Source organism: Micromonospora sp. NPDC049662 (genome assembly GCF_040675055.1).
Taxonomy (GTDB): domain Bacteria; phylum Actinomycetota; class Actinomycetes; order Mycobacteriales; family Micromonosporaceae; genus Micromonospora.
Genome location: NZ_JBFAOC010000051.1, coordinates 18,002 through 43,084, shown reverse-complemented (window position 1 = coordinate 43,084; position 25,083 = coordinate 18,002). Strand labels below are relative to the sequence as shown.

Here is a 25,083-nt window from a genome sequence, read left to right as displayed (position 1 = left end):
AACTAATCTTGCCGGTCCATGGCCCTGTTGGTGACGCTCTTTCGTGCTGACGGCTCCGCGGGTGTCGTTTCCGTCCAAGACGATGGGCGGTGGCGGCCGCGCACCGGCCACCCGACAGCGCCGGCCGCGCACCGGCCACCCGACAGCGCCGGCCGCGCACCGGCCGCCGCTGGCCCGCTCACATCGCCGCCCGGGGCGCCCGGACCGCCCTCCGTGCGGCGTCAGGTCAAGTCGCCCGGCCCGGGTACCGCCGACCCGTCACCGCATCGTGGGCTTGTGGACGTACTCGCGCAGGTGGGTGGCGGTGAGAGTGTCGCCGTGGGCGACCAGGTCGGCCGGCGTGCCGGTGAAGACGATGCGACCGCCGTCGTGCCCGGCGCCCGGCCCGAGGTCGATGAGCCAGTCCGCGTGGGCCATCACGGCTTGGTGGTGCTCGATGACGATGACCGTGTTGCCCGCGTCGACCATGCGGTCCAACAGGGCCAACAGTTGGTCCACGTCGGCCAGGTGCAGGCCGGTGGTGGGCTCGTCGAGGACGTACGTGCTGGTCTTCTCCGCCAGGTGGATGGCGAGCTTGAGTCGTTGCCGCTCCCCGCCGGACAGGGTGGTCAGCGGCTGACCGAGGCTGAGGTAGCCCAACCCGACGTCGACCAGCCGGTCGAGGATCAGGTGGGCCGGCCCGCTGGGGAAGAACCCGTGTGCCTCGGTGACCGACATGGCCAGCACCTCGCTGATGTTCTTGCCGCGCAGTGTGTACGTGAGCACCTCGTCGGTGAACCGCCGCCCCGCGCAGCGCTCGCAGACGCTCGCCACGCCGGCCATCATCGCCAGGTCGGTGTAGATCAGCCCGATGCCCTTGCAGGCCGGGCAGGCGCCCTCGGAGTTCGCGCTGAACAACCCGGCCTTGACGCCGTTGGCCTTGGCGAAGGCGGTACGGATCGGGTCGAGCAGCCCGCTGTAGGTGGCCGGGTTGCTGCGTCGTGACCCGCGAATCGGGGACTGGTCGACGATCACCACACCGGACCGGCCGCGCAGCGAGCCGTGGATCAGCGAACTCTTGCCCGAGCCAGCCACGCCAGTGACCACGGTGAGGACGCCGAGCGGGATGTCCACGTCCACGTCGCGCAGGTTGTGCAGGTCGGCGCGGCGGATCCCGAGCTGGCCGGTCGGTCGGCGTACCTCGTCGCGCAGGGTCACGCGGTGGTCCAGGTGCCGGCCGGTGAGCGTGTCTGCGCGGCGCAGGCCGGGGACGTCGCCGGTGAAGCAGATCTGCCCGCCGGCCGTGCCCGCGCCGGGTCCCAGGTCGACGACGTGGTCGGCGATGGCGATCGTCTCCGGCTTGTGCTCCACCACCAGCACGGTGTTGCCCTTGTCACGCAGCCGCAGCAGCAGGTCGTTCATCCGGGCGATGTCGTGCGGGTGCAGGCCGACGGTGGGTTCGTCGAAGACGTACGTGACGTCGGAGAGGCTGGAGCCGAGGTGTCGGACCATCTTCACCCGCTGCGCCTCGCCGCCGGAGAGGGTCGCGGACTCCCGGTCCAGGCTGAGGTAGCCCAACCCGATCTCGACCAGTGAGTCGAGCAGGTCACGCAGGTTGCCGATCAGCGGGGCGACCCCCGGGTCGTCGATGGTCCGGACGAACGCGGCCAGGTCGCTGATCTGCATGGCGGAGCACTCGGCGATGCTGCGGCCGGCGATCCGTGACGACAGGGCGGCGGCGTTGAGCCGGGTGCCGGCGCAGGACGGGCAGGTGGTGAAGGTGACCGCACGGTCGACGAAGGCGCGGATGTGCGGCTGCATCGACTCGCGGTCCTTGGCCAGGAGGAGCCGCTTGACCTTGACCGCGAGCCCTTCGTACGTCCAGTTGTTGCTGCCTACCTTGATCTTCGTGGCTGGCTTGTGCAGGAAGTCCTCCCACTGCTGCGGGGTGAAGTCCTGGAGTTTGGCGTCGGGGTCGAACAGGCCGGAGCCGACGATGGTCTGCCAGTACCAGGAGCCGACGGCGAAGTTGGGCGCGGTGATCGCGCCGTCGTTGAGCGAGCGTTCGACGTCGACCAGCTCGTTGACGTCGAGGTCGGAGACCCGGCCGAGTCCTTCACAGGTGAGGCACATGCCCTCGGGCAGGTTGAAGCTGAACGCGCCCGCGCCACCGACTGACGGCTCGCCGAGCCGGCTGAAGAGGATCCGCAGCATGGCGTACGCGTCGGTGGCGGTGCCGACGGTGGAGCGGGAGTTGACGCCCATCCGTTCCTGGTCGACGACGATGGCGGCGCTGAGGTTGCGCAGCGAGTCGACGTCCGGCCGGTTGAGGTTCGGCATGAACGACTGGAGGAACGCGCTGTAGGTCTCGTTGATCATGCGCTGGGACTCGGCGGCAATGGTGCCGAAGACCAGCGACGACTTACCTGACCCGGAGACACCGGTGAAGACGGTCAACCGGCGCTTGGGGATGTCGACCGAGACGCTCGCGAGATTGTTCTCCCGCGCTCCGCGTACCTCGATCATGTCGTGGCTGTCGGCGGCGGACCTTGCTGGCTGCGACATGCGAACCCTTCACGAAGTGATGGCAGAACGACCCCGCCCTGCACGGGACGCATTAAATTGTCTCATTAATCCTCACATAGAGGGTTTGACGAACAATCGAGCGTGCGGCTGTTACTTAAGGACGGGAAAGTCTCAAATCACATGACAAGCGGTACGGTTGCCCGGTGGAGGCCATGCCGAAGGATCGCCTGCGAGCCGTGGACCTCGCCGCCACCGTCGGGATCTCGGTGCAGCAGGTGCGCAATTACGTCGAGGAGGGCGTCCTGCCGCCGGTGCGGCGAACCGCGAGCGGCTACCGGATCTTCACGACCGCGCACGCCCGCGCGCTGACCGTGGCCCGCCGGCTGGCCGAGGGGCACGGCTGGGGCCGTACCCGGGAGATCATGGCGGCGGTACACCGGGGCGACGTGCCGGCGGCCCTGGCGGCGCTCGACGGCGGCCATGCCGAACTGGACCGCGAACGCGCCGACATCCGCCGCGTGCTCGGTGCCTTCGAAACCGTGCTGGCCAACCCGCCGGCGACCCGGCCGGCCCAGCGCCGTGGTGTCCGCATCGGCGAGGTGGCGGCGCTGGTCGGCGTGCGGACCTCGCAACTGCGCCTGTGGGAGGCGCGCGACCTGGTGCGGCCGGGCCGCGCGCCCGGCACCAACTACCGGGTGTACGACGAGACCGAGCTGCGCGCCGCGCAGGTCGTCGCGCTCCTGCGTCGGGGCGCGTACCCGTTCGAGATCATCGAGGCGGTGCTGGGCGAGCTGCGCACCACCGGCAGCGCGCAGCGGGTACGCGCCGAGCTGGCCCGTCGTGAGCAGGACCTGCACGCCCGCAGCCTGCGGCGGTTGCGGGGCAGTGCCGCGTTGCACGACTACCTGGTGGAGCGGTCCGCCGCCGGATGGTCGAGCGGCCAACCGCTCCCGCCGAGCGATCTTGTTGGCTAGGGTCGGGCACATGAGAGCTGCTGCGCTGCTGGCGGTCACGGCGGCTGCCGTCCTGCCCGCTTCCGCGCCGGCTGTCGGCACGGCGGCGGCGGCCACGCGTACCGCTGCCGCCCCGCCGGCCGTGCGGTGTCCGCGGGCGTCGGCCCCGACGGTGTCCCGGCCGCCGCGCCCGTCGCCCCCGCCCACCGTGCCCGAGGCTCGGGTGGTCGGCGGCGTCGGACTGGCGACCAGCGGCCTGGTCGTGCCGGCCGGCGTGGACGCGCCACCGGCGATCACTGCCACGTCGTGGCTGGTCGCGGACCTCGACTCCGGCCAGGTGCTCGGCGGCTGCGGCCCGCACGAGTACGGCACCCCGGCCAGCGTCCAGAAGCTGTTGCTGACGGCCACGATGATGCCCCGACTCGACCCCGCCCAGACGGTGACCGTCACCGCGGCGGACATGAACATCGAGCCCGGCTCGTCCGCCGTCGGCCTGGTCGAGGGTGGCCGCTACACGATCGAGACGATCTGGCTGGGACTGCTGCTGAACTCCGGCAACGAGGCGGCGAACGCGCTGGCACGTCTCGGCGGTGGCCCGGACGGCGCGGCCGGGGGAGTGCGCGCCATGAACGAGCAGGCGCACCACCTCGGCGCGCTCCAGACACATGCCGTCACCCCGTCCGGGCTGGACGGCAAGGGCCAGTTCACCAGCGCGTACGACCTGGCGCTGATCGCCCGGTCCTGCTTCGCGCAGCCGACGTTCCGCCGGTACGCGCTCACCGACCTGGCGACGATCCCCGCGCAGCCGGCACAGCGGACGAAGGGGTTCCAGATCCAGAACGAGAACCAGCTCATCTACCGGTACCCGGGCGCGTTGGGCGGCAAGACGGGCTTCACCGACCTGGCGCGGCACACGTACGTCGGAGCGGCGCAACGCAACGGTCGCCGGCTGGTGGTGACGTTGCTGGGTGCCGAGCCGACGCCGAAGCGGGGCTGGGAGCAGGGCGCGGCCCTGTTGGACTGGGGTTTCTCGCTGCCCCGCGACGTCGGCGTCGGTCGCCTGGTCGAGCCGGGAGAGCTGACCGCCACGCCGTCGGCGACCCCGTCCGTGCTGGCCGCGCCCGGTCCGCCCCGCCCGGCGGCGGCCAGCGGTCCGGCGCACACCGGTTCCGGCTGGCTCTGGTCGGTTTCCGCGATCAGTGGCGCGGGAGTGCTGGTGCTGCTGGGCGGGCTGCTGTGGCACCGCCGCCGCCGGCTGCCCTGAGGGGTCGGCAACCGGCCGCAGCGATCGACAACCGGCTCCGGCATCCATAGACTCCGGTCTTTCTGGCAGCGCGAGTCCCAGGAGGATCCCTGTGTCGAGTGAACGCGAAACGCCCTCCGGCGCGGCGGCACCCCGCCCGTCGGTGCGTGCGCTGACCCGCCTCGCGGGCGTGACGGCGATCGCCGCGGCGCTGGTCGTCGGCGCTTCGGCCAGCGCGGTGGCCGCGCCGGGGGCGACCGTCGACGCGTCCGGCGTCGCCACCGTGGCACACGCCCCGGCGCCGCCCGCCGATGACCGCCCGCCGCGCACCACGCACGGCCCGTGCGCGTACACCGAGACGCCCGACGAGCCGGCCGCCCGACCCGTGCCGCTGCCACCCGACCCGCGCCGCACCCCGGACCGGGGCACCGTCCGCGTGACGCTCTCCACCAACCAGGGGCCGATCGGGTTGACCCTGGACCGGGCTGCCGCGCCGTGCACGGTGCAGAGCTTCCTGCACCTGGTCGGCAAGCGGTTCTACGACCGCACCCCGTGTCACCGGCTCACCGCGTACCCCACGCTCAGCGTGTTGCAGTGCGGCGACCCGTCCGGCACCGGCGAGGGCGGACCGGGCTACCGGTACCGCGACGAGCTGCCCACCGACCTGCCGCCCGCGCCCACCGACCCGACCGGCGTACGGCGGCTCTACGCGCGGGGCGTGCTCGCGATGGCCAACGCCGGTCCGGACACCAACGGCAGCCAGTTCTTCCTGGTGTACGCCGACTCGGCGCTGCGGCCCAACTACACGATCTTCGGGACGGTCGACGCGGCCGGGCTGGACACGCTGGACCGGGTCGCCGCCGGCGGCGTCGCGCCGACGGCCGAGGATCCCGCGCCGGTCGACGGCGCGCCCGCCCTGCCGGTGACCATCTGTCGGGCCGTACGCGCACACCACCACTGATCCGCTGGGCGCGGTGGGCGGCGAGGGCCGCTCACCGCGCCACCGGTTGCCGGAACTTCCGGGAGCCCGACCGGTAGCGGTGGAACCAGGTATCCGACCCGGTTCAGGCCGTTGGAACGACGTGGGTCACCCGGTCGACGGCGCGGTGGCGCTGTCCCGGACGACCAGTTCGGTGGCGAGCTCCACCCGGGGGGAGTCGATGCCCTCACCCTGGGCCAGCCGCAGCACCGTCCGCGCCGCGAGGCGGCCCATCTCCACCAGGGGCTGCCGGACGGTGGTCAGCGGCGGGGACGCCCAGCGGGCCTCCGGCAGGTCGTCGAATCCCACCACGCTGACGTCGTCGGGGACCCGCAGCCCTCGGCGGCGGATGGCCTCGTAGACGCCGAACGCCATCTGGTCGCTGGCCGCGAAGATGCCGGTCGGCGGATCGGCCAGGTCGAGCAGCGCCGTGCCGCCCGCGAAGCCGGAGGCGTGGTAGAAGTCGCCCGGGTAGATCAGCGCGTCGTCCACCGGCACTCCGGCGGCCTCCAGCCCGGCCCGGTAGCCGTCGAGGCGGGCCCGGCTGCACAGCAGATGTGTCGGTCCGGCCACGAATCCGATCCGGCGGTGGCCGACCGCCAGCAGGTGCTCGGTCGCGGCGAGCCCGCCCGCCCAGTTGGTCGCGCCGATGGTCGGCACGTCCATGGCCGGCACGCCGGCCGGGTCGACGACCACCACCGGCACGTTGAGGCGGCGCAGCTGTGCGTGCAGCGGCGGGCTCAGGTGCGACGTCACGAAGATGACCCCGTCGGTGGCCCGGGTGCGCAGGTTCTGCAACCACTGCCGGGCCGCGGTGGGCTGCCGGTGGATCGCGGAGACGACGGTGCCGACACCCGCGCCGTGCCCGACGTCCTCGACGCCCCGGATGATCTCCACGGCCCAGGGGCTGTCCAGGTCGTTGAAGACCAGGTCGACGAGGCCGGCGCGGCGGACGCTGCGGCTGCTGCGGCGCCGGTAGCCGTGGTGGCGCAACAGCTCCTCGACGCGTTCCCGGGTGTCGGGGGCCACATCGGACCGGCCGTTGAGCACCCGTGACACGGTCGGCACCGAGACGCCGGCCTCCCGTGCGATCGCGGTGATGGTCACCCTGCGTCCGTCGTCCGCGTCCACCCGTGTCTCCTTCACCGCTCCGGGAGGGGCCACCGCCCGCGTCGCCCGTCCCGTGTCCCGGAACGGCACGCCCGCTCCTCGGGTCATCTTGCCTCACCGAGGGGGTTGACGACACGCCAGGTCGGTCATAGCGTTCGGCAGAGTTGCGGAAATGTTCCGGTAATTTGTCGGATGCGTCTCGGCGTACCGTCCCACGTGACAGACAAGGACGCCATGTACACGGACCTGCCCGAGGAGCAGCTACGCGAGTACCGCGGCGTGGTGCGCGAGCCCGCCGACTTCGACGACTTCTGGGCGCGCACGCTCGCCCAGGCGCGCGACGCGGCGTGGCCGGTCCGGCTCGAACCCGTGGTGACCGGTCTGACCGCCATCGACGTGTACGACGTGACGTTCCCCGGCTTCGCCGGACAGCCCGTACGGGCCTGGCTCCGGGTTCCCCACGGCACCGGCACCGCCCTGCCGACCGTCGTGCAGTACGTGGGCTACGGCGGCGGGCGTGGGCACCCGCTGGAGAACCTGCTCTGGGCGACCGCCGGGTTCACCCATCTACAGATGGACACCCGGGGGCAGGGCTCCGGCTGGAGCCGGGGCGACACGACGGACCTGGGCGCGACCGGCGCGCAGGCGCCCGGCGTGGCGACGCGGGGCATCGCCGACCCACGCACGTACTACTACCGACGGTTGATCACCGACGCGGTACGGGCCGTGGACGCCGCCCGTACCCTGCCCATGGTCGACCCGACCCGACTGGCGGTGCTCGGGCACAGCCAGGGCGGGGCCATGGCGCTCGCGGCCGGCGCGTTGGCCCCCGGTGTGCGGGCGGTGGTGGCCCTCGTGCCGTTCCTGTGCGACATTCCCCGCGCCGTGGTGGTCACCGACGCCCACCCGTACCGGGAGATCCGTGACTACCTGGCGATCCACCGCGACGCCGAGGAGCGGACGCTGACGACCCTGTCGTACGTCGACGGCGTCAACTTCGCGCGGCGCTGCCGCCGGCCCACCCGCTACTCGGTGGCGTTGATGGACGACATCGTGCCGCCCTCGGGTGTCTACGCCGCCCACAACTCCCACGCGGGACCGACAGAGCTGTCGGTGTGGCGCTACAACGGCCACGAGGCCGGGGGTATCGACGACGACGAGGCGGCCCTGCGCTTCCTCGCCGCGCAGTTGGCCGAGACGCCCGAGGCGACGAGGGTCGGCGTCCACCCGGTTCCGCTGACGTCCGGCGACTGAGCGGGCCCGCTGGACCGGGCGCGGGACGCCCCGACCGATCCGCCGCGCGCCACCGACCGCCTTTGGTAAACAGGACCTGTGCGCAGGTCAGGACGGTTGGGTGGCGTCGCCGTACTCGCGCTCGCCGCGGCGCTCGGCGGCTGCTCCTCGCCGCCGCGCCCCACGCCGACGGTCGCCACCCCGGTCTCGGCGAGCCCTCGACCGACGCCTGACGGCCCTACCGCCCGCCCGAGCGCGACCCCGCCGGGCGCGGGCGAGTTACCGAATTTTGTGGTGCTGACCGACGTCGACCCGCGCATCCACGCCGACATCCGGTACGCCACGGCGCACAACTTCGTGGGCCGGCCGATCACCGGCTACCGCGAACCGCTGTGCCTGCTCACCCGGCCGGCGGCCGAGGCGCTGCGTCGGGTCCAGGACGCCGCGCTCGCCGGGGGCCACAGCCTCAAGGTGTACGACTGCTACCGCCCGCAGCCGGCGGTGGACGACTTCGTCGCCTGGTCGAAGCGTCCCGGCGAGCAGCAGACCAAGGCCGAGTTCTACCCGGACCTGGCGAAGGACAGGCTCTTCGCCGACGGCTACATCGGTGCGCCGACCGCGCACAGCCGGGGCAGCACGATGGACCTCACCCTCGTCGACGAGCCCGCCGCCAGCCAACCTCCGTACCGGCCCGGCCAGTCGCTGGTGGCCTGCACCGCGCCCCGGGCGCAGCGCTTCGCGGACAACACCATCGACATGGGTACGGGCTTCGACTGCTTCGACGCCCGAGCGCACACCGACGACCCCCGGATCACCGGGACCGCCCGGGACAACCGGCGGTTGCTGCGACGGCTGATGACCGACGCCGGTTTCGTGAACTACGACCGGGAGTGGTGGCACTACCGCCTGCGCGACGAGCCGTACCCGGACACGTTCTTCGCCGCGCCGGTCGCCCGTTCGTCGGTCGGCTGAGACCCGGCGCTCAGGTCCAGTAGAGGACACGGCAGGCGGGTATCCGCGCGGTCAGCTCGTCGGTGAACCACCGTCGCAGCTCGGCCATCGTGTCCCGAGGGTAGACGTACTTCACCGCGCCGAACCTGCCGTGTTTGCGGCTGCGCGCCGCTACGTCCATCTCCAGCCGGGTACGCGGGTACCAGCCGAGCAGCACCTCCCGGCTGCCGGGCGTGAACCGGTGGGTGATCAGCTCGGCGGTCAGGTCCAGCTCCGGTACCCCGTCGACCGCCGCGCGGACCTGGTCCAGCAGGTCGCCGTACGCCTCGCGCCAGTCGGGCAGCGCGATGATGGGCGCGATGGTCAGCCCGACGGGATAACCGTCGAGCGCGAGCCGGCGCAGGGCGGCGAGCCGGTCCGGCACCCGGGCGGTGCCGCCCTCGAACCGCTGGCTGACCGGGGCGCAGTTGACGCTGAACCGGACCCGGGTACGGCCGCGGTGGGGCAGGCCGACGAAGCTGTCCACGTCGGCGTACTTGGTGGTCCAGCGCAACTGCACGGGGGCGTCCCAGTCGGCGAAGTGCCGCACCGCCCGTTGCCAACTGCCGGTCAGGTGCTCCAGCGCCAGGGGGTCGGTGTAGCAGGACGCCTCGAACGTGGTGCCCTCGTCGGCGCGACGCGCGTCGCGGCTGGTCACCGTGCCACGCCCGGCGTACGGAGTCAGTCCGGCGAGGATGTCGTCGAGGTCCGCGTACACCCGGGTCACCGGCGGGCCGGAGAGCGAGCCGGCCAGGTAGCAGTACTGGCAGTGCGCGGGGCAGCCCTCGGCGAGGTCGACGCGCCAGTCGGCGCTGGGCGCGATGGGTTGCAGGTCGCGCCGGGACGGCGGGCTCACCACGATCGCCATGGTCGCCTTGGCCCGCGCGTAGGTCTCGCGGTCGGTCTGCCCGCGTACTCCGCTGAGTCGGTTGGATCGGAGCCGTTCCACCTCGATGCCGAGCGCCTGCACCCGGTCGACGATCCGCTGTCCGTGCGGGTGGTCCAGGGCGGCGGGGGTGGCCACCACCCGGCCCGGCGTCCACCGGCGCGCGGGTCGCGCCTCCGGGGCGAGGGCGGCCAGGTCGCGGATCGGCACCCGCTCGCCGCTGGCGTCGTGCGTCGCGGCGGGCACGTCCACAGCCAGCGGCCTGTCGACGTCGACGGCATCCGGGCTGGTCATCGGGCCGGAGTACCCGCTACCGCAGGAATCCCACCCGATCGACGCGGCTGGCGATTGACGCCGCACGTCGGAAAAGCATAACCTTTCGTCTATCTGTAAACCTTGTGAACAGATTTACGACGACGCGGCGGCGCGCGTCCCCACCGAAGGGACGATCAGGTGATCGCAGAACTTTCCTCCCGTACCAGAAGGATCCTGTCGGTGTTCGTCGCGCTCGTCGTCGCCGTGACCGCCAGCGTCGGTCTCGGCGTCGCGCGCAGCGCGCAGGCCGCGCCGACGTTCAAGGTCCTGGCCTTCTACAACGGCACCTGGGACGACGCGCACATCGACTTCATCAAGGACGCGCGCGCCTGGTTCCCGCAGGCCGCCGCGCAGTACGGCTTCTCCTGGGAGGCCACCAACAACTGGAGCCTGCTGAACACGTCCAACCTGGCCCAGTACAAGGTCGTCATGTTCCTGGACGACGCGCCGCCCGCCGCCCAGCGCCCCGCCTTCCAGCAGTACATGCAGAACGGCGGCGCGTGGATGGGCTTCCACGTCAGCGCGTGGACCGACAACCCGTCGAGCTGGAGCTGGTACTACAACACGTTCCTCGGCTCCGGCTCGTTCCGGACCAACACCTGGCTGCCCACCCGGGTCACCATGCGCGTCGACAACCGCACCCACGCGGCCACCCGGAACCTGCCGGCGACGTTCTCGTCGTCGTTCAGCGAGTGGTACTCGTGGAGCAACGACCTGCGGCAGAACTCCAACATCGACATCCTGGCCTCGGTCGACCCGTCGAGCTTCCCGGTCGGGACCGACCCCAACCAGTCCTGGTACAGCGGCTACTACCCGCTGGTCTGGAGCAACCGGCAGTACAAGATGATCTACGCCAACTTCGGGCACAACAGGATGGACTACGGCACCAAGACCGGCCTGTCGTCCACCTTCGACAGCGCCCAGCAGAACAAGCTGCTGATCGACGGGCTGCACTGGCTCGCCGGCGTCGGCACGTCGCCGACCCCGACCCCGACGCCCACCCCGACCGGCAGCGCCGGCCCGATCTCCCCGACCGCCTGGCACACCGTCGTCAACCGGGGCAGCGGCAAGTGCGTGGACGCGCGGGCCGCCGGCACCGCGAACGGCACCGCGATCCAGCAGTACGCCTGCAACAACAGCACCGCCCAGCAGTACCAGTTCGTCCCGACCAGCGACGGCTACCTGCGGGTCAACAACCGCAACAACAGCGCGCAGGTGCTCGACGTGACCGACCGGTCGACCGCCGACTCGGCCCCCATCCAGCTCTGGTCCTACAGCGGCGGCGTCAACCAGCAGTGGCGCGCGGAGTCCGAGGGTGGCGGCTACTACCGCCTGGTCAACCGCAGCAGCGGCAAGTGCCTGGACGTGCCGGGCGCATCCACGGCGGACAGCGTCCAGCTCATCCAGTACACGTGCAACGGCACCGCGGCGCAGTCGTTCCGGCTGGTGTCCGCGTCGTAGGTCGGCCATAGCCTCGCGGCCATGGCGATTCCCGACAGTTCTTCGGCTCCGTCACCGCCACCCTCACCGGCGGTGCCGGAGCCGAAGACGACTGGTACCGCCACAGGGGCGCGAGCGAGCACGAGGACGCCTCCACCGACCGGGCGGAGGCCCGCCTCACCCGGTGCCTGGACGCGCTGCCCGGTCGGGTCTTCGCCATCCGCCTGTTCCGGGTCGAGGTCGACGGGCACGCGTTCGGGCTGGTCGACTGGTCCGAGGAGTACGACGGCGACGACCACGCCGAGTTCCTCCCCGACGAGCTGGGGTTCGACCCGCCGTGGGACGGCTGCTACGACACCTGAACGGGCCTAGCGACGAGGGCCGGCCCGGTGGGCCGCTCGCTGTGTCGTGCCCCTGTCGAGCTGCCCCATAAATGGGGCGCGCTCCGCGCAGCCGGGCGCGCTCCGCGCAGCCGGGCGCGCTCCGCGCAGCCGGGCGCGGCGTCGCCGTGGCGGGCGCCCATCTGCTCGCCGGCCGCCGGTCCGGGTCGCGGGCACCGGTCCGCTTGGCAGACGGTGGTGTGGGTGGCGGGGCCGGTCGCTCGGTGCCGCCCCATATCTGGGGCAGCTCGACAGGACCTGCGGGTGACACGCCCGCCAGGCCCGCCAGGCCCGCCGGTGCCGCGCCGACGGAGATATCCATTGCGGACGTGCCGCCATCCTCCTACTGTCACCGGTGCAAGGTCGAGAGCAACCACGAGAGCAACCACGAGGGGAGTACGCCGTGTCGCGACGCGTCCGCACCGACGCCGCTCGGCGTCTGCTTCCTGCCGGCGGTTATCTCCTCACCACAGCCACGACCACTGCCTGCAACCCCTTGCGGGGCACCGGGCCGGGGTGGCGCGACTGACGCCGACGCGTAGCGCGTCCGCCGGCCGCCCATCCCCACCGGGATCGGGCGGCCTTCTCGTATCCCCGTACCGCCGCCGGACCACAGCCGCCCGGCGCATGATCGATATCGGTCACCCGCACGACAGAAGGAGACCATCATGGGATTCACCCCGCTCGCCGGGACCCGGGCGCCGGTCCGGGTCTGGACCGACCCGTACGCCATCGAGCCGCAGGCCGCGAAGCAGCTGCGCAACATCGGCGCGCTGCCCTGGGTGCAGGGTGTCGCCGTGATGCCGGACGTGCACTTCGGTAAGGGCGCGACGGTCGGTTCGGTGATCGCCATGCGACAGGCCGTCTCGCCGGCTGCGGTCGGCGTCGACATCGGCTGCGGCATGTCGGCGGTGCGCACCTCGCTGACCGCCGCCGACCTGCCGGACGACCTGGGCGGCCTGCGGTCCGCGATCGAGGCCACCATCCCGGTCGGCTTCGCGCAGCGGCCCGAGGCGGTCAACCCGCGTCGGGTCCGCGGGCTGGAGCAGGCCGGCTGGGACGACTTCTGGGGTCGCTTCGCCGGTCTGGACCCTCGGGTGGCGCAGCTCGAGACGCGGGCGCAGCGGCAGATCGGGACGCTCGGCGGCGGTAACCACTTCATCGAGGTCTGCCTGGAGCAGGGCGGCGACGACGAGGGCCGGGTCTGGCTGATGCTGCACTCCGGGTCGCGCAACATCGGCAAGGAGCTGGCCGAGCGGCACATCGGGGTGGCCCGGCGGCTGCCGCACAACGCCGACCTGCCCGACCGGGACCTCGCCGTGTTCCTTGCCGGCACGCCGGAGATGGAGGCGTACCGGCGGGACCTGTGGTGGGCGCAGGAGTACGCCCGGCGCAACCGGGCCGTCATGCTGGCGCTGCTCTGCAATGTGGTGCGCGAGCAGTTCCCGCAGGTCGGCTACGACGAGCCCATCTCGTGCCACCACAACTACGTCTCCGAGGAGAGCTACGACGGCGTCGACGTGCTGGTCACCCGCAAGGGCGCGATCCGGGCCGGCCGGGGTGACCTGGGCATCATTCCCGGGTCGATGGGGACCGGGTCGTACATCGTGCGGGGCCGGGGTAACCCGGACGCGTACTGCTCCGCGTCGCACGGTGCCGGGCGGCGGATGTCGCGGGCGCAGGCGAAGCGGACTTTCAGCACCGCCGACCTGGCCGCGCAGACCGCGGGCGTGGAGTGCCGCAAGGACGCCGGGGTGGTCGACGAGATCCCCGGCGCGTACAAGGACATCACCGAGGTGATGGCCCAGCAGCACGACCTGGTGGAGGTGGTCGCGCACCTCAAGCAGGTCGTCTGCGTGAAGGGCTGAGGTGTACGCGCGGGCCGGGAGCACCGGCCCGCGCGGACCTCCTCAGAAGCCGACGAAGACCCGGCGCAGGTCGTCCAGGGTCACCGGCCCGCTCACCCGCACGCCATCCGGGGTGTAACGCTGCCCGAGCCGGCCGACCACCAGCCGCAGCCACGCCTCGGCCGGCAGGGACAGCTCACCGTCGGGCTGCTCCGGCGCGTCGGTGAGCGTGATCTGCTCGCCCAGCCGCAGCCCGAACGTCCGTTCCGGGTCCCGCAGCCGTACCAGCAGGGTCGCCTCCCGGCCGGCCAGCTCCTTGGGCCGGCTGGTCCAGCTCAGCATGCCGCCGATCTGATCGAGGAGCAGCGGCACCGCCTCCGGCGTCACCGCCGCGAACGAATTGAACGCCACCTCGGCGTCCCACTGGTGCAGGGCGAACTCGCTGAGCCGGAACCGGGCGGCGGTGGCGACGTCGACCGGGTCGGGCAGGAAGCCGAGGTTGATCCGCAGCGTCTCGCGGGTCTCGGCGTCCAGCGCCTCGTACGCCTCGACCAGACGCTCGTTGGACGCCAGGAAACCGGCGGCGTGCTCCTCGGGGGACATGGCGTCCCAGCGCTGCCACACGCCGCGGTTGAAGTCGCCGTCCGGGGCGGGCGTGCCCTCGATGGAGGCGTTCAGCCCCGCGAGGCCGATCTCGGCGCCGCTGCCCAGGTGGCTGAGCACCTGGGAGACCTGCCATTCGCTGGCCCCGGAGGGCTGGCGCAGGTCGTCGTCCTTCAGGTCGCGCACGAGCGCGGCAAGCTCCTCGTGGCCCGCCCGTAGCGCGTGGATGATCTGGTCGGCAGCCGTGGACATGTGTCTCCTCAACGGATCTTCGACGATGGTCGGGACGCTACCGGACGATTCGCCCCGGTCGGACGCACCCGGTGTGCGCCGCCCGGCCCGTACCCCATCGGGCGCGGGCCGGGCGGCGTCGTTCGGGCTCAGCCCATGTGCACGGCGTTGCCGGCCGGGATGTCCTCCTTGCGCACCTTCACCAGGACCAGCGTGACCAGCCCGGCGAGCACGATCAGGACCGCGCCCCAGGCGAACGCGACGCGGTACCCGTGCACCAGCGCCTCCACCTGCGTCGCCGGGTTCGGCGCCCGGCCGACCAGGTACGCGGTGACCGCGCTGGTGTAGAAGGTGTTCAGCAGCGCGGTGCCGAGTGAGCCACCGACCTGCTGGGTGGCGTTGAGCGTCGCGCTGGCCGCGCCGGCGTCGTGCTCCGGCACCCCGACCAGCGCGAGGCTGGACAGCGGGACGAAGGTGAAGCCGAGTCCCAGACCCAGGACGACCTGGGCGGGCAGCAGGTGGGTGAGGAACGACGTGTCGACGTCGATCTGGGTCAGCACCAGCATGCCCGCGGCGGCGAGCACCGCACCGGCGACCATCAGCGGCTTGGCGCCCAGTCGCGGCATGAGCTGGCTGGCGCCGCCCGCGGCGATCAGCACACCGGCGGTGACCGGCAGCGACGCGAGGCCGGCCTCCAGGGGCTTGTACTGCAGGACCACCTGGAAGTAGAAGGTCAGGAAGAGGAACGCCCCGAACAGGCCCGCGCCGATCAGCGTCGAGGTGAGGTACGCCCCGCCCCGATTGCGGTCCAGGATGATCCGCAGCGGCAGCAGCGGGTGGTTGGTGCGCAGCTCGATCACCACGAAGGCGGCCAGCAGCACCACACCGGCGGCGATGAAGCCGAGCGTGGCGGTCGCGTCCCAACCGTCCTCGGCCGCCTTGGTGAAGCCGTAGACGAGGGAGACCAGACCGGCGGTGACGACGACCGCGCCGGGCACGTCGTAGCGGGTGTTGCCGTGCGCCCGGCTCTCCGGCACGAGCGGGAGGGCGAAGGCGATCGCGATGGCGGCGACCGGGATGTTGACCAGCAGGCACCAGCGCCAGTCGGCGTACTCGGTCAGCACCCCGCCGAGCAGCAGCCCGACCGCGGAGCCGCCACCGGCGATCGCGCCGTACACGGCGAACGCCTTGGCGCGCTCGGTGGCCTCGGTGAACAGCACTGTGAGCAGCGCCAGGGCGGCCGGCGCGAGCAGCGCGCCGAACGCGCCCTGCAACGCGCGGGCGGCGAAGAGCATCCCACCGGTGGTGGCGAGGCCGCCCAGCGCGGAGGCCAGCGCGAAGCCGGTCATGCCGACCAGGAAGGTGCGCTTACGCCCCCAGTAGTCGGCGATCCGGCCACCGAGCAGGAGCAGACCGCCGAAGGCCAGCGTGTAGGCGGTGATCACCCACTGCCGGTTCGCGTCGGTGATGCCCAGGTCGGCCTGGGCCTGGGGGAGCGCGATGTTCACGATGGTGGCGTCGAGGACGACCATCAGCTGCGAGACCGCGATGACCCCCAGGGCGATCCAGCGCCGCGGGTGCGGGGCGCCTGTCGACGTCCCGGCGCCGGGGGCGCCGGGGGCGGTCGAGGTGGTTCCGGGCATGGTGAAGCCTTCCGTGGTGCGGATGTTGATGGATCAGGCCTGGGACGGGCGGTCGTGCCGGTAGGTCAGGACCGGGATCAGCACCTGGTCGACGACCTGGGTGAGGAACGCGTCGTCGGCGGGTAGACCGTGCGCGACCAGTCGGGACATGAGGAGCGCGGGCGCAAGATCGTGGAACAGGTCCCGTTCGCCGGCCTCCGGGGGGATCTCCCCACGGGCGGCGGCGCGGACGAGGACGGCGGTGCTGGCCACCCGACCGGCGGGCAGCACCTGGTGGCGTACCAGACGCTCCAGCTCCGGACTCGTCCGCATGGCGAAGGTCAGCGCCTGCATCAGGTCGCAGTCGGCGACACAGATGGCGGCGGTGGCGCGGAGCAGCTCGAGCAGGTCACCCCGCAGTGAGCCGGTGTCGGGTGGGTTGAGCACGCCGACCTGGCGGTCGCTCAGGGCGGCGACGACCAGCTCGGCCTTGCCGTCCCACCGTCGGTAGATGGTGGCCTTGCTCACGTGGGCGCGGGCGGCCACGGCGTCGATGGTCATCCGGTCGTAGCCGACCTCGCGCAGCAGGTCGATCACCACGCTGAACAGGTCGGTGCTCGTGCACCGGGCCGACCGGGCGGCCGGCACGCCGACGCCCGCGCTCACCTGCTGACCCTCCAGCACTGGCACCCCCCGTGAAACGATGTCGTACTGACCCTAGTTCGCTCGGAGCCCTTCCTGCAGGCTTTTATGAGGTGCGTCGCATCGGGCGAGCGAAACGGTCACGTTTCGCGCTCAGCTGTCGGGCGGCGCGAGGAGTACCGGCACGGCCACGGCGTTGATCCGGGTGCCGTCCCGGGCCGACACCTCGTACACCTCGATCGTGCCGTGCTGCTCCCTGTTCGTACGCCAGTTCACCACCACCCGGTAGTCGCCCCGGCAGCCACTGCCGCAGCTCGCCGTGCCGAAGGCGGCGGCCACCTGGCGGCCGGCGTCGTCCAGCACCCGGACGCTCACCGTGGCCTCGAACACGTCCGCCGTGCCGCTGACGGTGAGCGGGGCGGTGACCCGCTCGCCGACGCTCGGCCCGGCGACCACGATCGGCGCGAGCAGGCCCGGATAGTCGGCCCGACCGACCGGTGCGCCCCCGGGAAAGCGGACCCGCCGGACGGTGGGGAACTGGGTGAGCGTCCACACCACCTGCGCCTCGCGCAGCCGCCGACGGTCCGCCGGGTCGTCGGCGGACGGGACGGGGCCGAGTGTCGCCACCCCGTCGACGATCCGGGTGACCTCGACGCCGGCCGGCAGCAGGGTCACCATCCCCGTGGCGGCCTCGGCCGGAGTCGGCCCGGCGGACAGCTCACTCAGGGCGAGCCGGGACGTCGCGACGGTGGCCGGTCGGGTGCGCCGGGTGGGCACGAGCCGCCCGGAGCGGACGTACCACAGCTCGATCGTCACCGGGTCCGGCCGGCGGGTCCCGGTGACCGCCGGCGTCGACGGACGCGGCGGGGTGCCGGTGGCCGGCGGCGTCGGCGGCGCCGAAGCGGCCGGCGCGGTCGTGGCGGGCGCGACGGTCGGTGGGAAGGTGGTGGGCGGCGGCCCCGGCGGCGCCGTGCCCAGGACGCCGGAGCGGGGGGTGCCGCACCCGCTCAGGACGAGCGCGGCGACCAGCGCCAATCCTGCCGCGCGGGACCCGTCACGGCCGCTCATCCCGCACCCCCTCCCGCGCGGCACCGTCGGGATCCCGCGCGGGCAGTTCCAGGCGGAACCGCGTGCCGACGCCCGGCGCGCTGCGCACACTCAGCACCCCGCCCAGCACCGCCGCGTGTTCCCGGGCGATCGCCAGACCGAGGCCGCTGCCCGGGGCCGCGCGCGCGGCGTCGACCTTGTGGAACCGGTCGAACACCAACGGCAGGTGCGCGACCGGGATGCCGGGCCCCTGGTCGGCCACCTCGAACACGACGCCTCGGCCCGCCGCGCGCACGCTCGCGGAGATCTCACCGCCGCCATGCTCGACCGCGTTGGCGACCAGGTTGGCCAGGACCCGCTCCAGGTGGCGAGGGTCGGTGCGCAGCGCCACGGGATCGCCGGTGACCAGCACCCGGTCCGACCAGCCGCGCGCCGCGACGATCGCGCGAAACAGCGCCAGCGCGTCCACCGGCTCGACGCTCGGGCGGTCCCGCCCGGCGTCCAGCCGCGAGATCTCCATCAGGTCCTCGATCAGGCGGCGCAGCCGGACCACGTCCCCGACCAGCAGCCGCGCGGCCGGCCGGGCGTCGTCCGGCAGCCGGTCCAGCTGCTCGCGCAGCAGCGAGGCCGCCGCCACCAGGGCGGTCACCGGGGTACGCAGCTCGTGCGCGACGTCGGCGGTGAACCGCCGCTCCCGGGCCTGCGCGGCGGACAGGGCGGCGATCTTCGCCTCCAGCGCCTCGGCCATCTCGTTGAACGACGCGGCCCACGCGCTGAACTCGTCCCGACCGCGTACCGGCAGACGGGTGGCGAGCAGCCCCTCGGTGAGCGCCCGGGCGGCGCGGCTGGCCCGGCCCACCGGCTCCAGGGTGCGGCGGGCCAGGAGGTTGCCCACCGCGGCGGCGACCAGGACGACGACCATCCAGCCGGCCAGCAGCGCGGCGTACACCTGGTTCAGGTCGGCCGCGACGTCGTCCTCCACGGTGATCACGTACAGCTCAGCGGTCGAACCGGGGACACGCCCGCCCACCACCAGCAGGCGGGGGCGCTGCGCCGACGTCGACCGCTGGTACGCGAGCTGCCCGTCCGCGACCGACGCCCGCAAGCGCGTGCCCAGGGCGGGGGCGTACCCGGGATGGGAGGGACGAATGACGCCGTCGACGAGGACCACATGCCGACCGCTGCCCTCGAAGCTGGTGAGCAGCTCGGCGTCGCGCTGTTCGGTCAACGGCGGGAACTGTCCGGCGAGCACGAGCTGGTAACGGGCGTCGGCGGCGGCCTGACGCAGCGACGCGTCCCACCAGGACTGCCGCAGCAGCAGCCCGGTCCCGCCGGCGAGCAGTCCGGCGGACACCCCGGCGACCAGCACGAACGCGATCGTCAGTCGGCGCCGCAGCCGGCCGGGCGGCACCGGGCGTACGGCCATCGCCGACCTCCCGTCAACCGGCGGACAGTTTGTAGCCCGCGCCGCGTACCGTGCGGATGCGCCGCGGGTGCGCCGGATCTTCCTCGACCTTCGCGCGCAGCCTCTGCACCGCCACGTCGACGAGCCGTGAGTCGCCCAGGAAGCGGTGGTTCCAGACCAGGTCCAGCAACAGTTCCCGGGTGAAGACCTGGCCGGGGCGTCGGGCCAGCTCCAGCAGGAGCCGGAACTCGGTCGCGGTCAGCTCCACCTCCCGGCCGTCGCGGCGTACCACGAATGCGCCCGGGTCGATCTCCAGGTCGCCGACGGCGATGGTGCGCGACGGAGTCGGCGCGCTCACCCGCCGCAGCACCGAGCGGACCCGGGCCACCAGCTCCGGCAGGTCGAAGGGCTTGCGCAGGTAGTCGTCCGCGCCGCACTCCAGACCGACCACCACGTCGAGCGTGTCGGTGCGCGCGGTCAGCATGAGGATCGGCACCTGGCTCGTCCGCCGGATCTCCCGGCACACCTCCAGACCGTCCAGTTCGGGCAGCATGACGTCGAGCACGATCAGGTCGACCGGGTGCGCTCGCCAGGTCACGAGCGCCTGTCGTCCGTCGGTGGCGGTGTCGACCCGGAAGCCGGCGCGGCGCAGACCGAGGGCGGTGACCTCCCGAATGGAGACGTCGTCCTCGACCACCAGTACGCGGCCCTCCATCAGTCGAGGGTAGACCCGTGACCACTGTGCGTAACCCTGGCGGAACGGTCGTCATCGGCGGCCGGTCGGGTCCTCATCCCGGCGTCGTCACCGCTACGGTCAGGTGCCTCCGGGCATCCCCCTCACACGAAAGGGCACGACGTGCAACGTCATGGCTGCGTGATCCGACTCCGCCCCGAGCAGCGGGAGACCTACCTGCGGTTACACGCCGCCGTCTGGCCGAGCGTCGAGCAGACGCTGCGCGAGGCGAACTTCCGCAACTACACGATCTTCCTCCACGACGACCTGCTCTTCGGCTACTACGAGTACGTCGGCGACGACTACGAGGCCGACCTGCGGCTGATCGCCGCGGACCCGCAGACGCAGGAGTGGTGGAAGCTGACCGACCCGTGCCAGGAGTCGCTGGCCGAGCCCGGCTCGGGGGACTGGTGGGCCCCGATGCGCGAGGTCTGGCACCTGGCCGACGAGGCCCCGCAGGGCTCCGCAGGCTAGCCGTCTCACGGTCGGCGCCGGCCGGCTCCCGCCTCGACCTCGGCGGGCGCCGGCCCGGATCCCGGTCAGTCCGCGATCTTGATGATTGTCTTCCCCGCTGTGCGCTGGCGTCGGGCGAACGCCGAGGCCGTCTCGTCGAGCGGCCGTACCGCGCCCACGATGGGCCTGAGCCGTCCGGTGCGGACGCGTTCGGCGAGGTCGACCAGCCGGGCACGGTCCGGTTCGACGACGAAGAAGACGGCTCGCCCGTCCCTGGGCTGGACCTCGGGCGGCGCGGCGATGGTCACGACGGTGCCGCCGGGGCGGACCAGCTCGGTCGACCGTCGCAGGATGTCGCCACCGATGACGTCGAGCACCACGTCCACCTCGCCGACCTGTCGCAGGTCGTCGGCGTCCAGGTCGACGAACGCCTGCGCGCCGAGAGAGAGCACGACGGTCCGGTCGGCGGCGCGACCGGTGCCGATCACGCGGGCGCCCACCTCCCGCCCGAGTTGGACGGCGATCGAGCCGACACCTCCGGCGGCGCCGTGCACGAGGACGGTCTGGCCGGCCGTGAGGTGGGCGTGGTCGAACAGCCCCTGCCAGGCGGTCAGTCCGGAGATCGGTAGCGTCGCAGCCACCGGGTGGTCGACGTCGGCCGCCAGCGGGGCGAGGTTCCGCGCCTCCACCGCCGTGTACTCGGCGAGGGATCCGTCGCGGGCCCAGTCGGTCAGGCCGAACACCCGCTGACCCACGGTGAGGCCGGTGGTGCCGTAGCCGAGGTCGGCCACGACACCCGAGAGCTCGTGCCCGGGGATGGTGGGCGTCCGGTCACGGCCCGCGCGGTCGGTCCACGTCGTCGGCCAGTCGAGCTCGCCGGGTGTGAAGCCGGCGGCGTGGACGCGCACGATGACGTCGTTCTCCGCGGCGTGGGGGTACGGCATGTCGGTCAGGGTGAGTCCCTGCACCCCGGCGTCACGGTCGCGTACGGTGATGGCTTTCATGCTCGTTGCCTTTCAGCTCGGCCAGGGTGCGCCGACGATGCGCTCGACCGTCGTCACGCGCCGGAAGCCGGGAACGAAGTGTTCGAGATAATCGGAGTTGACGGTGCCGATCGTGGTTTCGGGTCGATTCTTCAGCCCGTCGACCGTGGTGCGCAGGAATTCGTTCTTGAAATCCCCGCGCGGATGGACGGCGAGGATTTCCGCCAACTGGTCGGTGTCCAGCCCGTCCAGGCCGAGGCCGAGAACGTCGGTCAGCACACCGAGGTAGGTGGTCGCGATCTCGGGACCCAACCGGTCGGGAATACCCGGCGTGGTGTGCAGGGCGATCGCCGTCCAGACGGTCTCGGCGGCGGTCGTGGGGAACCCCCGGTCCAACAGGAACCGGCGCGCATGGTCGGCGCCGTCGACCTCGAAGCGCTGCTGGAGGTCCGAGAACGGCGTCCCGAGCCCGGCGTCGTGGAACATGGCCGCCAGGTAGAGCAGTTCCGGGTCCGGTTCGACGCCCAGCCGTCGGGCGTGGATCAGGCCGAAGAGGAAGACCCGACGTGAATGGTGGTAGATGAGCGGCCCGGTCGTCTCCTGAATGTGCCGGGTCGCCTCGGCGACCGCCGTTGACCGCGGAATCTCGAATCCCGCGATGACCTCTGCCATTTACCTTTCACCTTCCCGACGAGGTGAGCCGAGTGCTGATGACCCCATGGTGCCCACCGGTCGTCGTGGCCCGCCGCCCTCGTCGAGCCAGGAACCCCTCATATCTGGACAGCGGCTGGTCGCCGAGACCTCGTTCGTTTCCGCTGGCGGCGTGCTACCAATGCATCGTGTCCACGCCGCCCGTCCGCCACCCCGGTAACCGTCGACACCCACCGCGCCGGGTGCGGCAAGGCGCGACGGCGCAGGGCCGGAGACCGTGAACGGCGGCCCGCATCGCGTCGCGATCTTCGTGTACGACGGGGTGACGCTGCTGGACGTCGCGGGTCCGGCCGAGGTGTTCAAGGAGGCGAACCGGTTCGGCGCCGCCTACCGGATCGTTCTGCTCTCGCCGACCGGTGCGGACGTCACGTCGAGCCTCGGCGTTCGGATGGCGGTCGACGGCGCGGTCTCCGCCGCGACGCCGGGCATCGACACGCTGCTGGTGGCCGGCTCCGACCGGTATCCCCGCGCCCGCGTCCCCGTCGACCTGGCGGACGCGGCCCGCCGGCCGGCCGTCGCGGCCGGACGGGTCGCGTCGATCTGCACCGGAGCGTTCGTCCTCGCCGCCGCCGGCCTCCTCGACGGTAAGCGCGCGACCACGCACTGGCAGGTCGCGCACGAGCTGGCCGCCTGGTGTCCCACCTGCCGCGTCGAACCCGACGCGATCTACGTGCGCGACGGCGCGACCTACACCTCGGCGGGCGTGACCGCCGGCATCGACCTGGCGCTCGCTCTCGTCGAGGAGGACCACGGGCCCGACCTGGCGCGCGACGTGGCCCGCGCTCTGGTGGTGTACATGCAGCGTGCCGGCGGTCAGTCCCAGTTCTCCGCGCCGTTGCAGGGGCCCGCGCCCCGGTCGCCGGCCCTGCGCAGGATCGCCGACGTGGTGACGGCGAACCCCCGCGCCGACCATTCGCTCACCGAACTCGCGAAACACCTCAACGTGAGCACTCGGCAGCTCACCCGGCTGTTCCATGACGAGTTGTCCACGACACCGGCCCGCTACGTCGAGAACATTCGATTCGACCTGGCGCGGGCGCTGCTGGACCAGAACCACACCGCGACGCAGGCCGCGACGCTCGCCGGGTTCCCCAGCTACGAGAGCATGCGGCGGGTCTTCGCCCGGAAGCTGTCGATCAGCCCCGCCGCGTACCAACGGCGGTTCCGTACGACCCGCCGCGTCGAGCCGGACGAAGTTCCGCCACCGCCCTGAGGCACGGCCGCCCGGGTCCGACCGTGCCGGGCCGGTGTACGGCGGCGGTCACCACTGGTGGGCGACGTCGAGCACGATCCGGCTGTGGGCGCCCGGACCGGCCAGCACGACGGCGCGGAACGGCAGCCGGGCCCGTACGCCGACGGCGAAGGTGGTGTAGCCCTCGAAGCTGCCGCCGAACACCACGTCGCGCAGCGTCGGGTAGCGCAGCAGGTTCGTGACGTGCGTGCCGACCGGGTACGGCACCGTGCCTAGGTGGTCGGCGTCGTACGCCGGGGCCCGCAGCGAAACCCGCAGCAGCGCGCCTCCGGCGGTGTACGGCGACAGCGCGAGCCCCTCGCCCTCGGTCCAGGTCTCGCCGTAGCCGATCGTGTACCCGTCGACCGGGCCGGCGAACTCGAACACCACCCGGTCGTAGCAGTCGTGCCGGCCCGTCCGGACGTCGACCAGGGGAGCGTCGCTCAGCGCGCCGGCCGACTTCTCCCCGCTGCCCCAGGTGATCCCGCAGTACGCCGCCTCGGTGGCGGCGCGCGCCGAGCCGGTGCCCGTCGCGCTGCTGGTGCCGGCCGCGCTGCTGCCCGCCGTGGCGAGCACTCCGGCGAGGACGACCGCTGTCGCGGTCAACGCGCTCCTGATCCTCATCGTGGTTCTCCATTCGGTGTCCCGGGGTCACGTCGCGGCGGCTCTGCCGGTGACCCTCAGTCGTCACCGTCGTCCCGCCCCGACACGGGCACCTCGCCGTCGGGTAACCGCCGCGTAACAGCCGACGCCCCGACCGCGATCGACGTCAGCCGCGTCGCGTTGCGTCCTGACGTGGCTCGGCGTGGCGTGGCGTGGCACCCCACGGCATCCCACCTTGCGATACGGTGCCTCGCATCGGCACATCGGAGGTGGATGGATGCCTGCCGTCGTCGTCCTCGCGTTGACCCTCGCCCTCGCGCCCGCGCCCACGCCGTCGGTCTCCGCCACACCCGGTCCGCTCGGCGAACTGGTCGGCGGTGTCGGCCGGATCGTCGGCGACCTGCTGGGCCGCGGCGGTACGCCCACACCGATCCCGACGCCGAGCGCCACCCGCGGCCCGACCTCCGGGCCGAGCCGACCACCGGCGACCGCGCCGTCCGGCCCGTCGAAGCCCGGCGCGACCCCCGGGCCCGCCGAGTCGTCGGCCGGTGCGCGGGCGACGGTCCCGCCCGATCGCCCCGACAAGCGGGCGGGCGCCGACGGACGCGACCCGGTCGTGCCCGTGCGGGGCGGCGACACCCCGGCGCCGATCGTCGCGCCGGCCATCGCCGACCCCGTCCGCGATGGCTGGCCGCCCGTGTCCTATCTGCTGGTGGCGGCGGTCCTGGTCGGGCTGGCGGTGCTGCTGCTGCGCCGCCGTGGCAGTGCCGGTCCCTCGGCCGTTCCGGCACCGACTTCCGACCCGACGTCACCTCCCGATCCCGACCCCGGGCCGGACAACGTCCGCCGCCTGCCGACCAGCCTCAACGCCATCTATGAGCTGGGTCGGCTGGACGAGCGACTTGAGCAGGAGCGCCGCCGCCGACCCTGAGCGGCGG

At 72.6% G+C, this 25,083-nt stretch carries 22 protein-coding genes; 10 read left to right on the top strand and 12 right to left on the bottom strand.

The features are described 5' to 3' along the window. Window positions 1–258 precede the first annotated feature (258 nt). Complete coding sequence (locus tag AB0J36_RS27440) at window positions 259–2,544, bottom strand: excinuclease ABC subunit UvrA (RefSeq protein WP_357172168.1); 2,286 nt, start codon at window positions 2,542–2,544, stop codon at window positions 259–261. Window positions 2,545–2,717: 173 nt separating this feature from the next. On the opposite strand from AB0J36_RS27440, the gene AB0J36_RS27435 reads away from it, so the two are divergent. From AB0J36_RS27435 to AB0J36_RS27425, 3 genes are all read left to right on the top strand, one after another. Next, the gene (locus AB0J36_RS27435; protein ID WP_357122175.1) at window positions 2,718–3,479 is read left to right on the top strand and encodes a MerR family transcriptional regulator; all 762 of its coding nucleotides are present in this window, start codon (window positions 2,718–2,720) and stop codon (window positions 3,477–3,479) included. A gap of 10 nt (window positions 3,480–3,489) precedes the next feature. Beyond that, complete coding sequence (locus tag AB0J36_RS27430) at window positions 3,490–4,722, top strand: D-alanyl-D-alanine carboxypeptidase (RefSeq protein WP_363661292.1); 1,233 nt, start codon at window positions 3,490–3,492, stop codon at window positions 4,720–4,722. 91 nt (window positions 4,723–4,813) lie between these two features. Next, window positions 4,814–5,662, top strand: a complete 849-nt coding sequence (locus AB0J36_RS27425; RefSeq protein ID WP_363661291.1) for a peptidylprolyl isomerase — start codon at window positions 4,814–4,816, stop codon at window positions 5,660–5,662. A gap of 126 nt (window positions 5,663–5,788) precedes the next feature. On the opposite strand, the gene AB0J36_RS27420 is transcribed toward AB0J36_RS27425, so the two are convergent. Further along, window positions 5,789–6,811 (bottom strand): LacI family DNA-binding transcriptional regulator, encoded by a 1,023-nt coding sequence (locus tag AB0J36_RS27420; protein WP_363661290.1) that lies wholly within the window; start codon window positions 6,809–6,811, stop codon window positions 5,789–5,791. Between the two features lie 213 nt (window positions 6,812–7,024). On the opposite strand from AB0J36_RS27420, the gene AB0J36_RS27415 reads away from it, so the two are divergent. Together AB0J36_RS27415 and AB0J36_RS27410 are read left to right on the top strand one after the other, a co-directional pair. After that, a complete protein-coding gene (locus AB0J36_RS27415; RefSeq protein ID WP_363661293.1) occupies window positions 7,025–8,044 on the top strand; it encodes an acetylxylan esterase in 1,020 nt (339 codons plus the stop codon). A gap of 78 nt (window positions 8,045–8,122) precedes the next feature. Continuing rightward, window positions 8,123–8,995 carry a M15 family metallopeptidase gene (locus AB0J36_RS27410; protein ID WP_363661289.1) on the top strand — a complete coding sequence of 291 codons (873 nt, stop codon included), beginning with the start codon at window positions 8,123–8,125 and terminating at the stop codon, window positions 8,993–8,995. 10 nt (window positions 8,996–9,005) lie between these two features. On the opposite strand, the gene AB0J36_RS27405 is transcribed toward AB0J36_RS27410, so the two are convergent. Continuing rightward, the gene (locus AB0J36_RS27405) at window positions 9,006–10,193 is read right to left on the bottom strand and encodes a spore photoproduct lyase family protein (protein ID WP_357392775.1); all 1,188 of its coding nucleotides are present in this window, start codon (window positions 10,191–10,193) and stop codon (window positions 9,006–9,008) included. Window positions 10,194–10,394: 201 nt separating this feature from the next. Here AB0J36_RS27405 and AB0J36_RS27400 point away from each other — a divergent pair, with 201 nt between their 5' ends. Beyond that, window positions 10,395–11,675 carry an RICIN domain-containing protein gene (locus AB0J36_RS27400; protein WP_363661288.1) on the top strand — a complete coding sequence of 427 codons (1,281 nt, stop codon included), beginning with the start codon at window positions 10,395–10,397 and terminating at the stop codon, window positions 11,673–11,675. 1,027 nt (window positions 11,676–12,702) lie between these two features. Then, window positions 12,703–13,902 carry an RtcB family protein gene (locus tag AB0J36_RS27395; RefSeq protein ID WP_357392777.1) on the top strand — a complete coding sequence of 400 codons (1,200 nt, stop codon included), beginning with the start codon at window positions 12,703–12,705 and terminating at the stop codon, window positions 13,900–13,902. 42 nt (window positions 13,903–13,944) lie between these two features. On the opposite strand, the gene AB0J36_RS27390 is transcribed toward AB0J36_RS27395, so the two are convergent. From AB0J36_RS27390 to AB0J36_RS27365, 6 genes are all read right to left on the bottom strand, one after another. Then, window positions 13,945–14,736, bottom strand: a complete 792-nt coding sequence (locus tag AB0J36_RS27390) for a maleylpyruvate isomerase family mycothiol-dependent enzyme (RefSeq protein ID WP_357392778.1) — start codon at window positions 14,734–14,736, stop codon at window positions 13,945–13,947. A 128-nt stretch (window positions 14,737–14,864) separates the two neighbouring features. Further along, on the bottom strand, window positions 14,865–16,358 hold the full coding sequence (locus AB0J36_RS27385; RefSeq protein ID WP_357121518.1) for a DHA2 family efflux MFS transporter permease subunit: 1,494 nt from the start codon (window positions 16,356–16,358) through the stop codon (window positions 14,865–14,867). 33 nt (window positions 16,359–16,391) lie between these two features. Next, window positions 16,392–17,027 carry a TetR/AcrR family transcriptional regulator gene (locus tag AB0J36_RS27380; protein ID WP_357392779.1) on the bottom strand — a complete coding sequence of 212 codons (636 nt, stop codon included), beginning with the start codon at window positions 17,025–17,027 and terminating at the stop codon, window positions 16,392–16,394. A gap of 105 nt (window positions 17,028–17,132) precedes the next feature. Beyond that, window positions 17,133–18,047 (bottom strand): Gmad2 immunoglobulin-like domain-containing protein, encoded by a 915-nt coding sequence (locus tag AB0J36_RS27375; protein ID WP_357392780.1) that lies wholly within the window; start codon window positions 18,045–18,047, stop codon window positions 17,133–17,135. Next, the gene (locus tag AB0J36_RS27370; RefSeq protein ID WP_357392781.1) at window positions 18,034–19,452 is read right to left on the bottom strand and encodes a HAMP domain-containing sensor histidine kinase; all 1,419 of its coding nucleotides are present in this window, start codon (window positions 19,450–19,452) and stop codon (window positions 18,034–18,036) included. Before AB0J36_RS27370 ends, AB0J36_RS27375 begins: the two co-directional genes overlap by 14 nt. A 13-nt stretch (window positions 19,453–19,465) precedes the next feature. Then, window positions 19,466–20,146: a response regulator transcription factor gene (locus AB0J36_RS27365; RefSeq protein ID WP_357392782.1), complete on the bottom strand. Its 681-nt coding sequence runs from the start codon at window positions 20,144–20,146 to the stop codon at window positions 19,466–19,468. A 159-nt stretch (window positions 20,147–20,305) separates the two neighbouring features. Here AB0J36_RS27365 and AB0J36_RS27360 point away from each other — a divergent pair, with 159 nt between their 5' ends. Continuing rightward, window positions 20,306–20,638 (top strand): L-rhamnose mutarotase, encoded by a 333-nt coding sequence (locus AB0J36_RS27360; RefSeq protein ID WP_357392783.1) that lies wholly within the window; start codon window positions 20,306–20,308, stop codon window positions 20,636–20,638. Between the two features lie 65 nt (window positions 20,639–20,703). Here AB0J36_RS27360 and AB0J36_RS27355 read toward each other — a convergent pair whose 3' ends face one another. Both AB0J36_RS27355 and AB0J36_RS27350 read right to left on the bottom strand, forming a co-directional pair. Next, on the bottom strand, window positions 20,704–21,621 hold the full coding sequence (locus AB0J36_RS27355) for an NADP-dependent oxidoreductase (RefSeq protein ID WP_357121535.1): 918 nt from the start codon (window positions 21,619–21,621) through the stop codon (window positions 20,704–20,706). 12 nt (window positions 21,622–21,633) lie between these two features. Then, complete coding sequence (locus AB0J36_RS27350; protein WP_357121539.1) at window positions 21,634–22,272, bottom strand: HD domain-containing protein; 639 nt, start codon at window positions 22,270–22,272, stop codon at window positions 21,634–21,636. Window positions 22,273–22,528: 256 nt separating this feature from the next. Between AB0J36_RS27350 and AB0J36_RS27345 the strand changes: the two genes are divergently transcribed. Further along, window positions 22,529–23,524, top strand: coding sequence for a GlxA family transcriptional regulator (locus tag AB0J36_RS27345; protein WP_363661287.1), 996 nt, complete (start codon window positions 22,529–22,531; stop codon window positions 23,522–23,524). A gap of 48 nt (window positions 23,525–23,572) precedes the next feature. Here the strand turns inward: AB0J36_RS27345 and AB0J36_RS27340 are convergent, their stop codons facing one another. Next, window positions 23,573–24,166: a hypothetical protein gene (locus tag AB0J36_RS27340; RefSeq protein WP_363661286.1), complete on the bottom strand. Its 594-nt coding sequence runs from the start codon at window positions 24,164–24,166 to the stop codon at window positions 23,573–23,575. Window positions 24,167–24,422: 256 nt separating this feature from the next. Between AB0J36_RS27340 and AB0J36_RS27335 the strand changes: the two genes are divergently transcribed. Further along, the gene (locus AB0J36_RS27335; protein ID WP_363661285.1) at window positions 24,423–25,076 is read left to right on the top strand and encodes a hypothetical protein; all 654 of its coding nucleotides are present in this window, start codon (window positions 24,423–24,425) and stop codon (window positions 25,074–25,076) included. Window positions 25,077–25,083: the final 7 nt, after the last annotated feature.

Coding starts and splice junctions, on each gene's coding strand:
- AB0J36_RS27440 (WP_357172168.1), bottom strand. CDS start 2,544: ATGTCGCAGCCAGCAAGGTCCGCCGCCGACAGCCACGACATGATCGAG.
- AB0J36_RS27435 (WP_357122175.1), top strand. CDS start 2,718: ATGCCGAAGGATCGCCTGCGAGCCGTGGACCTCGCCGCCACCGTCGGG.
- AB0J36_RS27430 (WP_363661292.1), top strand. CDS start 3,490: ATGAGAGCTGCTGCGCTGCTGGCGGTCACGGCGGCTGCCGTCCTGCCC.
- AB0J36_RS27415 (WP_363661293.1), top strand. CDS start 7,025: ATGTACACGGACCTGCCCGAGGAGCAGCTACGCGAGTACCGCGGCGTG.
- AB0J36_RS27405 (WP_357392775.1), bottom strand. CDS start 10,193: ATGACCAGCCCGGATGCCGTCGACGTCGACAGGCCGCTGGCTGTGGAC.
- AB0J36_RS27395 (WP_357392777.1), top strand. CDS start 12,703: ATGGGATTCACCCCGCTCGCCGGGACCCGGGCGCCGGTCCGGGTCTGG.
- AB0J36_RS27390 (WP_357392778.1), bottom strand. CDS start 14,736: ATGTCCACGGCTGCCGACCAGATCATCCACGCGCTACGGGCGGGCCAC.
- AB0J36_RS27385 (WP_357121518.1), bottom strand. CDS start 16,358: ATGCCCGGAACCACCTCGACCGCCCCCGGCGCCCCCGGCGCCGGGACG.
- AB0J36_RS27375 (WP_357392780.1), bottom strand. CDS start 18,047: ATGAGCGGCCGTGACGGGTCCCGCGCGGCAGGATTGGCGCTGGTCGCC.
- AB0J36_RS27370 (WP_357392781.1), bottom strand. CDS start 19,452: ATGGCCGTACGCCCGGTGCCGCCCGGCCGGCTGCGGCGCCGACTGACG.
- AB0J36_RS27365 (WP_357392782.1), bottom strand. CDS start 20,146: ATGGAGGGCCGCGTACTGGTGGTCGAGGACGACGTCTCCATTCGGGAG.
- AB0J36_RS27355 (WP_357121535.1), bottom strand. CDS start 21,621: ATGAAAGCCATCACCGTACGCGACCGTGACGCCGGGGTGCAGGGACTC.
- AB0J36_RS27350 (WP_357121539.1), bottom strand. CDS start 22,272: ATGGCAGAGGTCATCGCGGGATTCGAGATTCCGCGGTCAACGGCGGTC.
- AB0J36_RS27340 (WP_363661286.1), bottom strand. CDS start 24,166: ATGAGGATCAGGAGCGCGTTGACCGCGACAGCGGTCGTCCTCGCCGGA.
- AB0J36_RS27335 (WP_363661285.1), top strand. CDS start 24,423: ATGCCTGCCGTCGTCGTCCTCGCGTTGACCCTCGCCCTCGCGCCCGCG.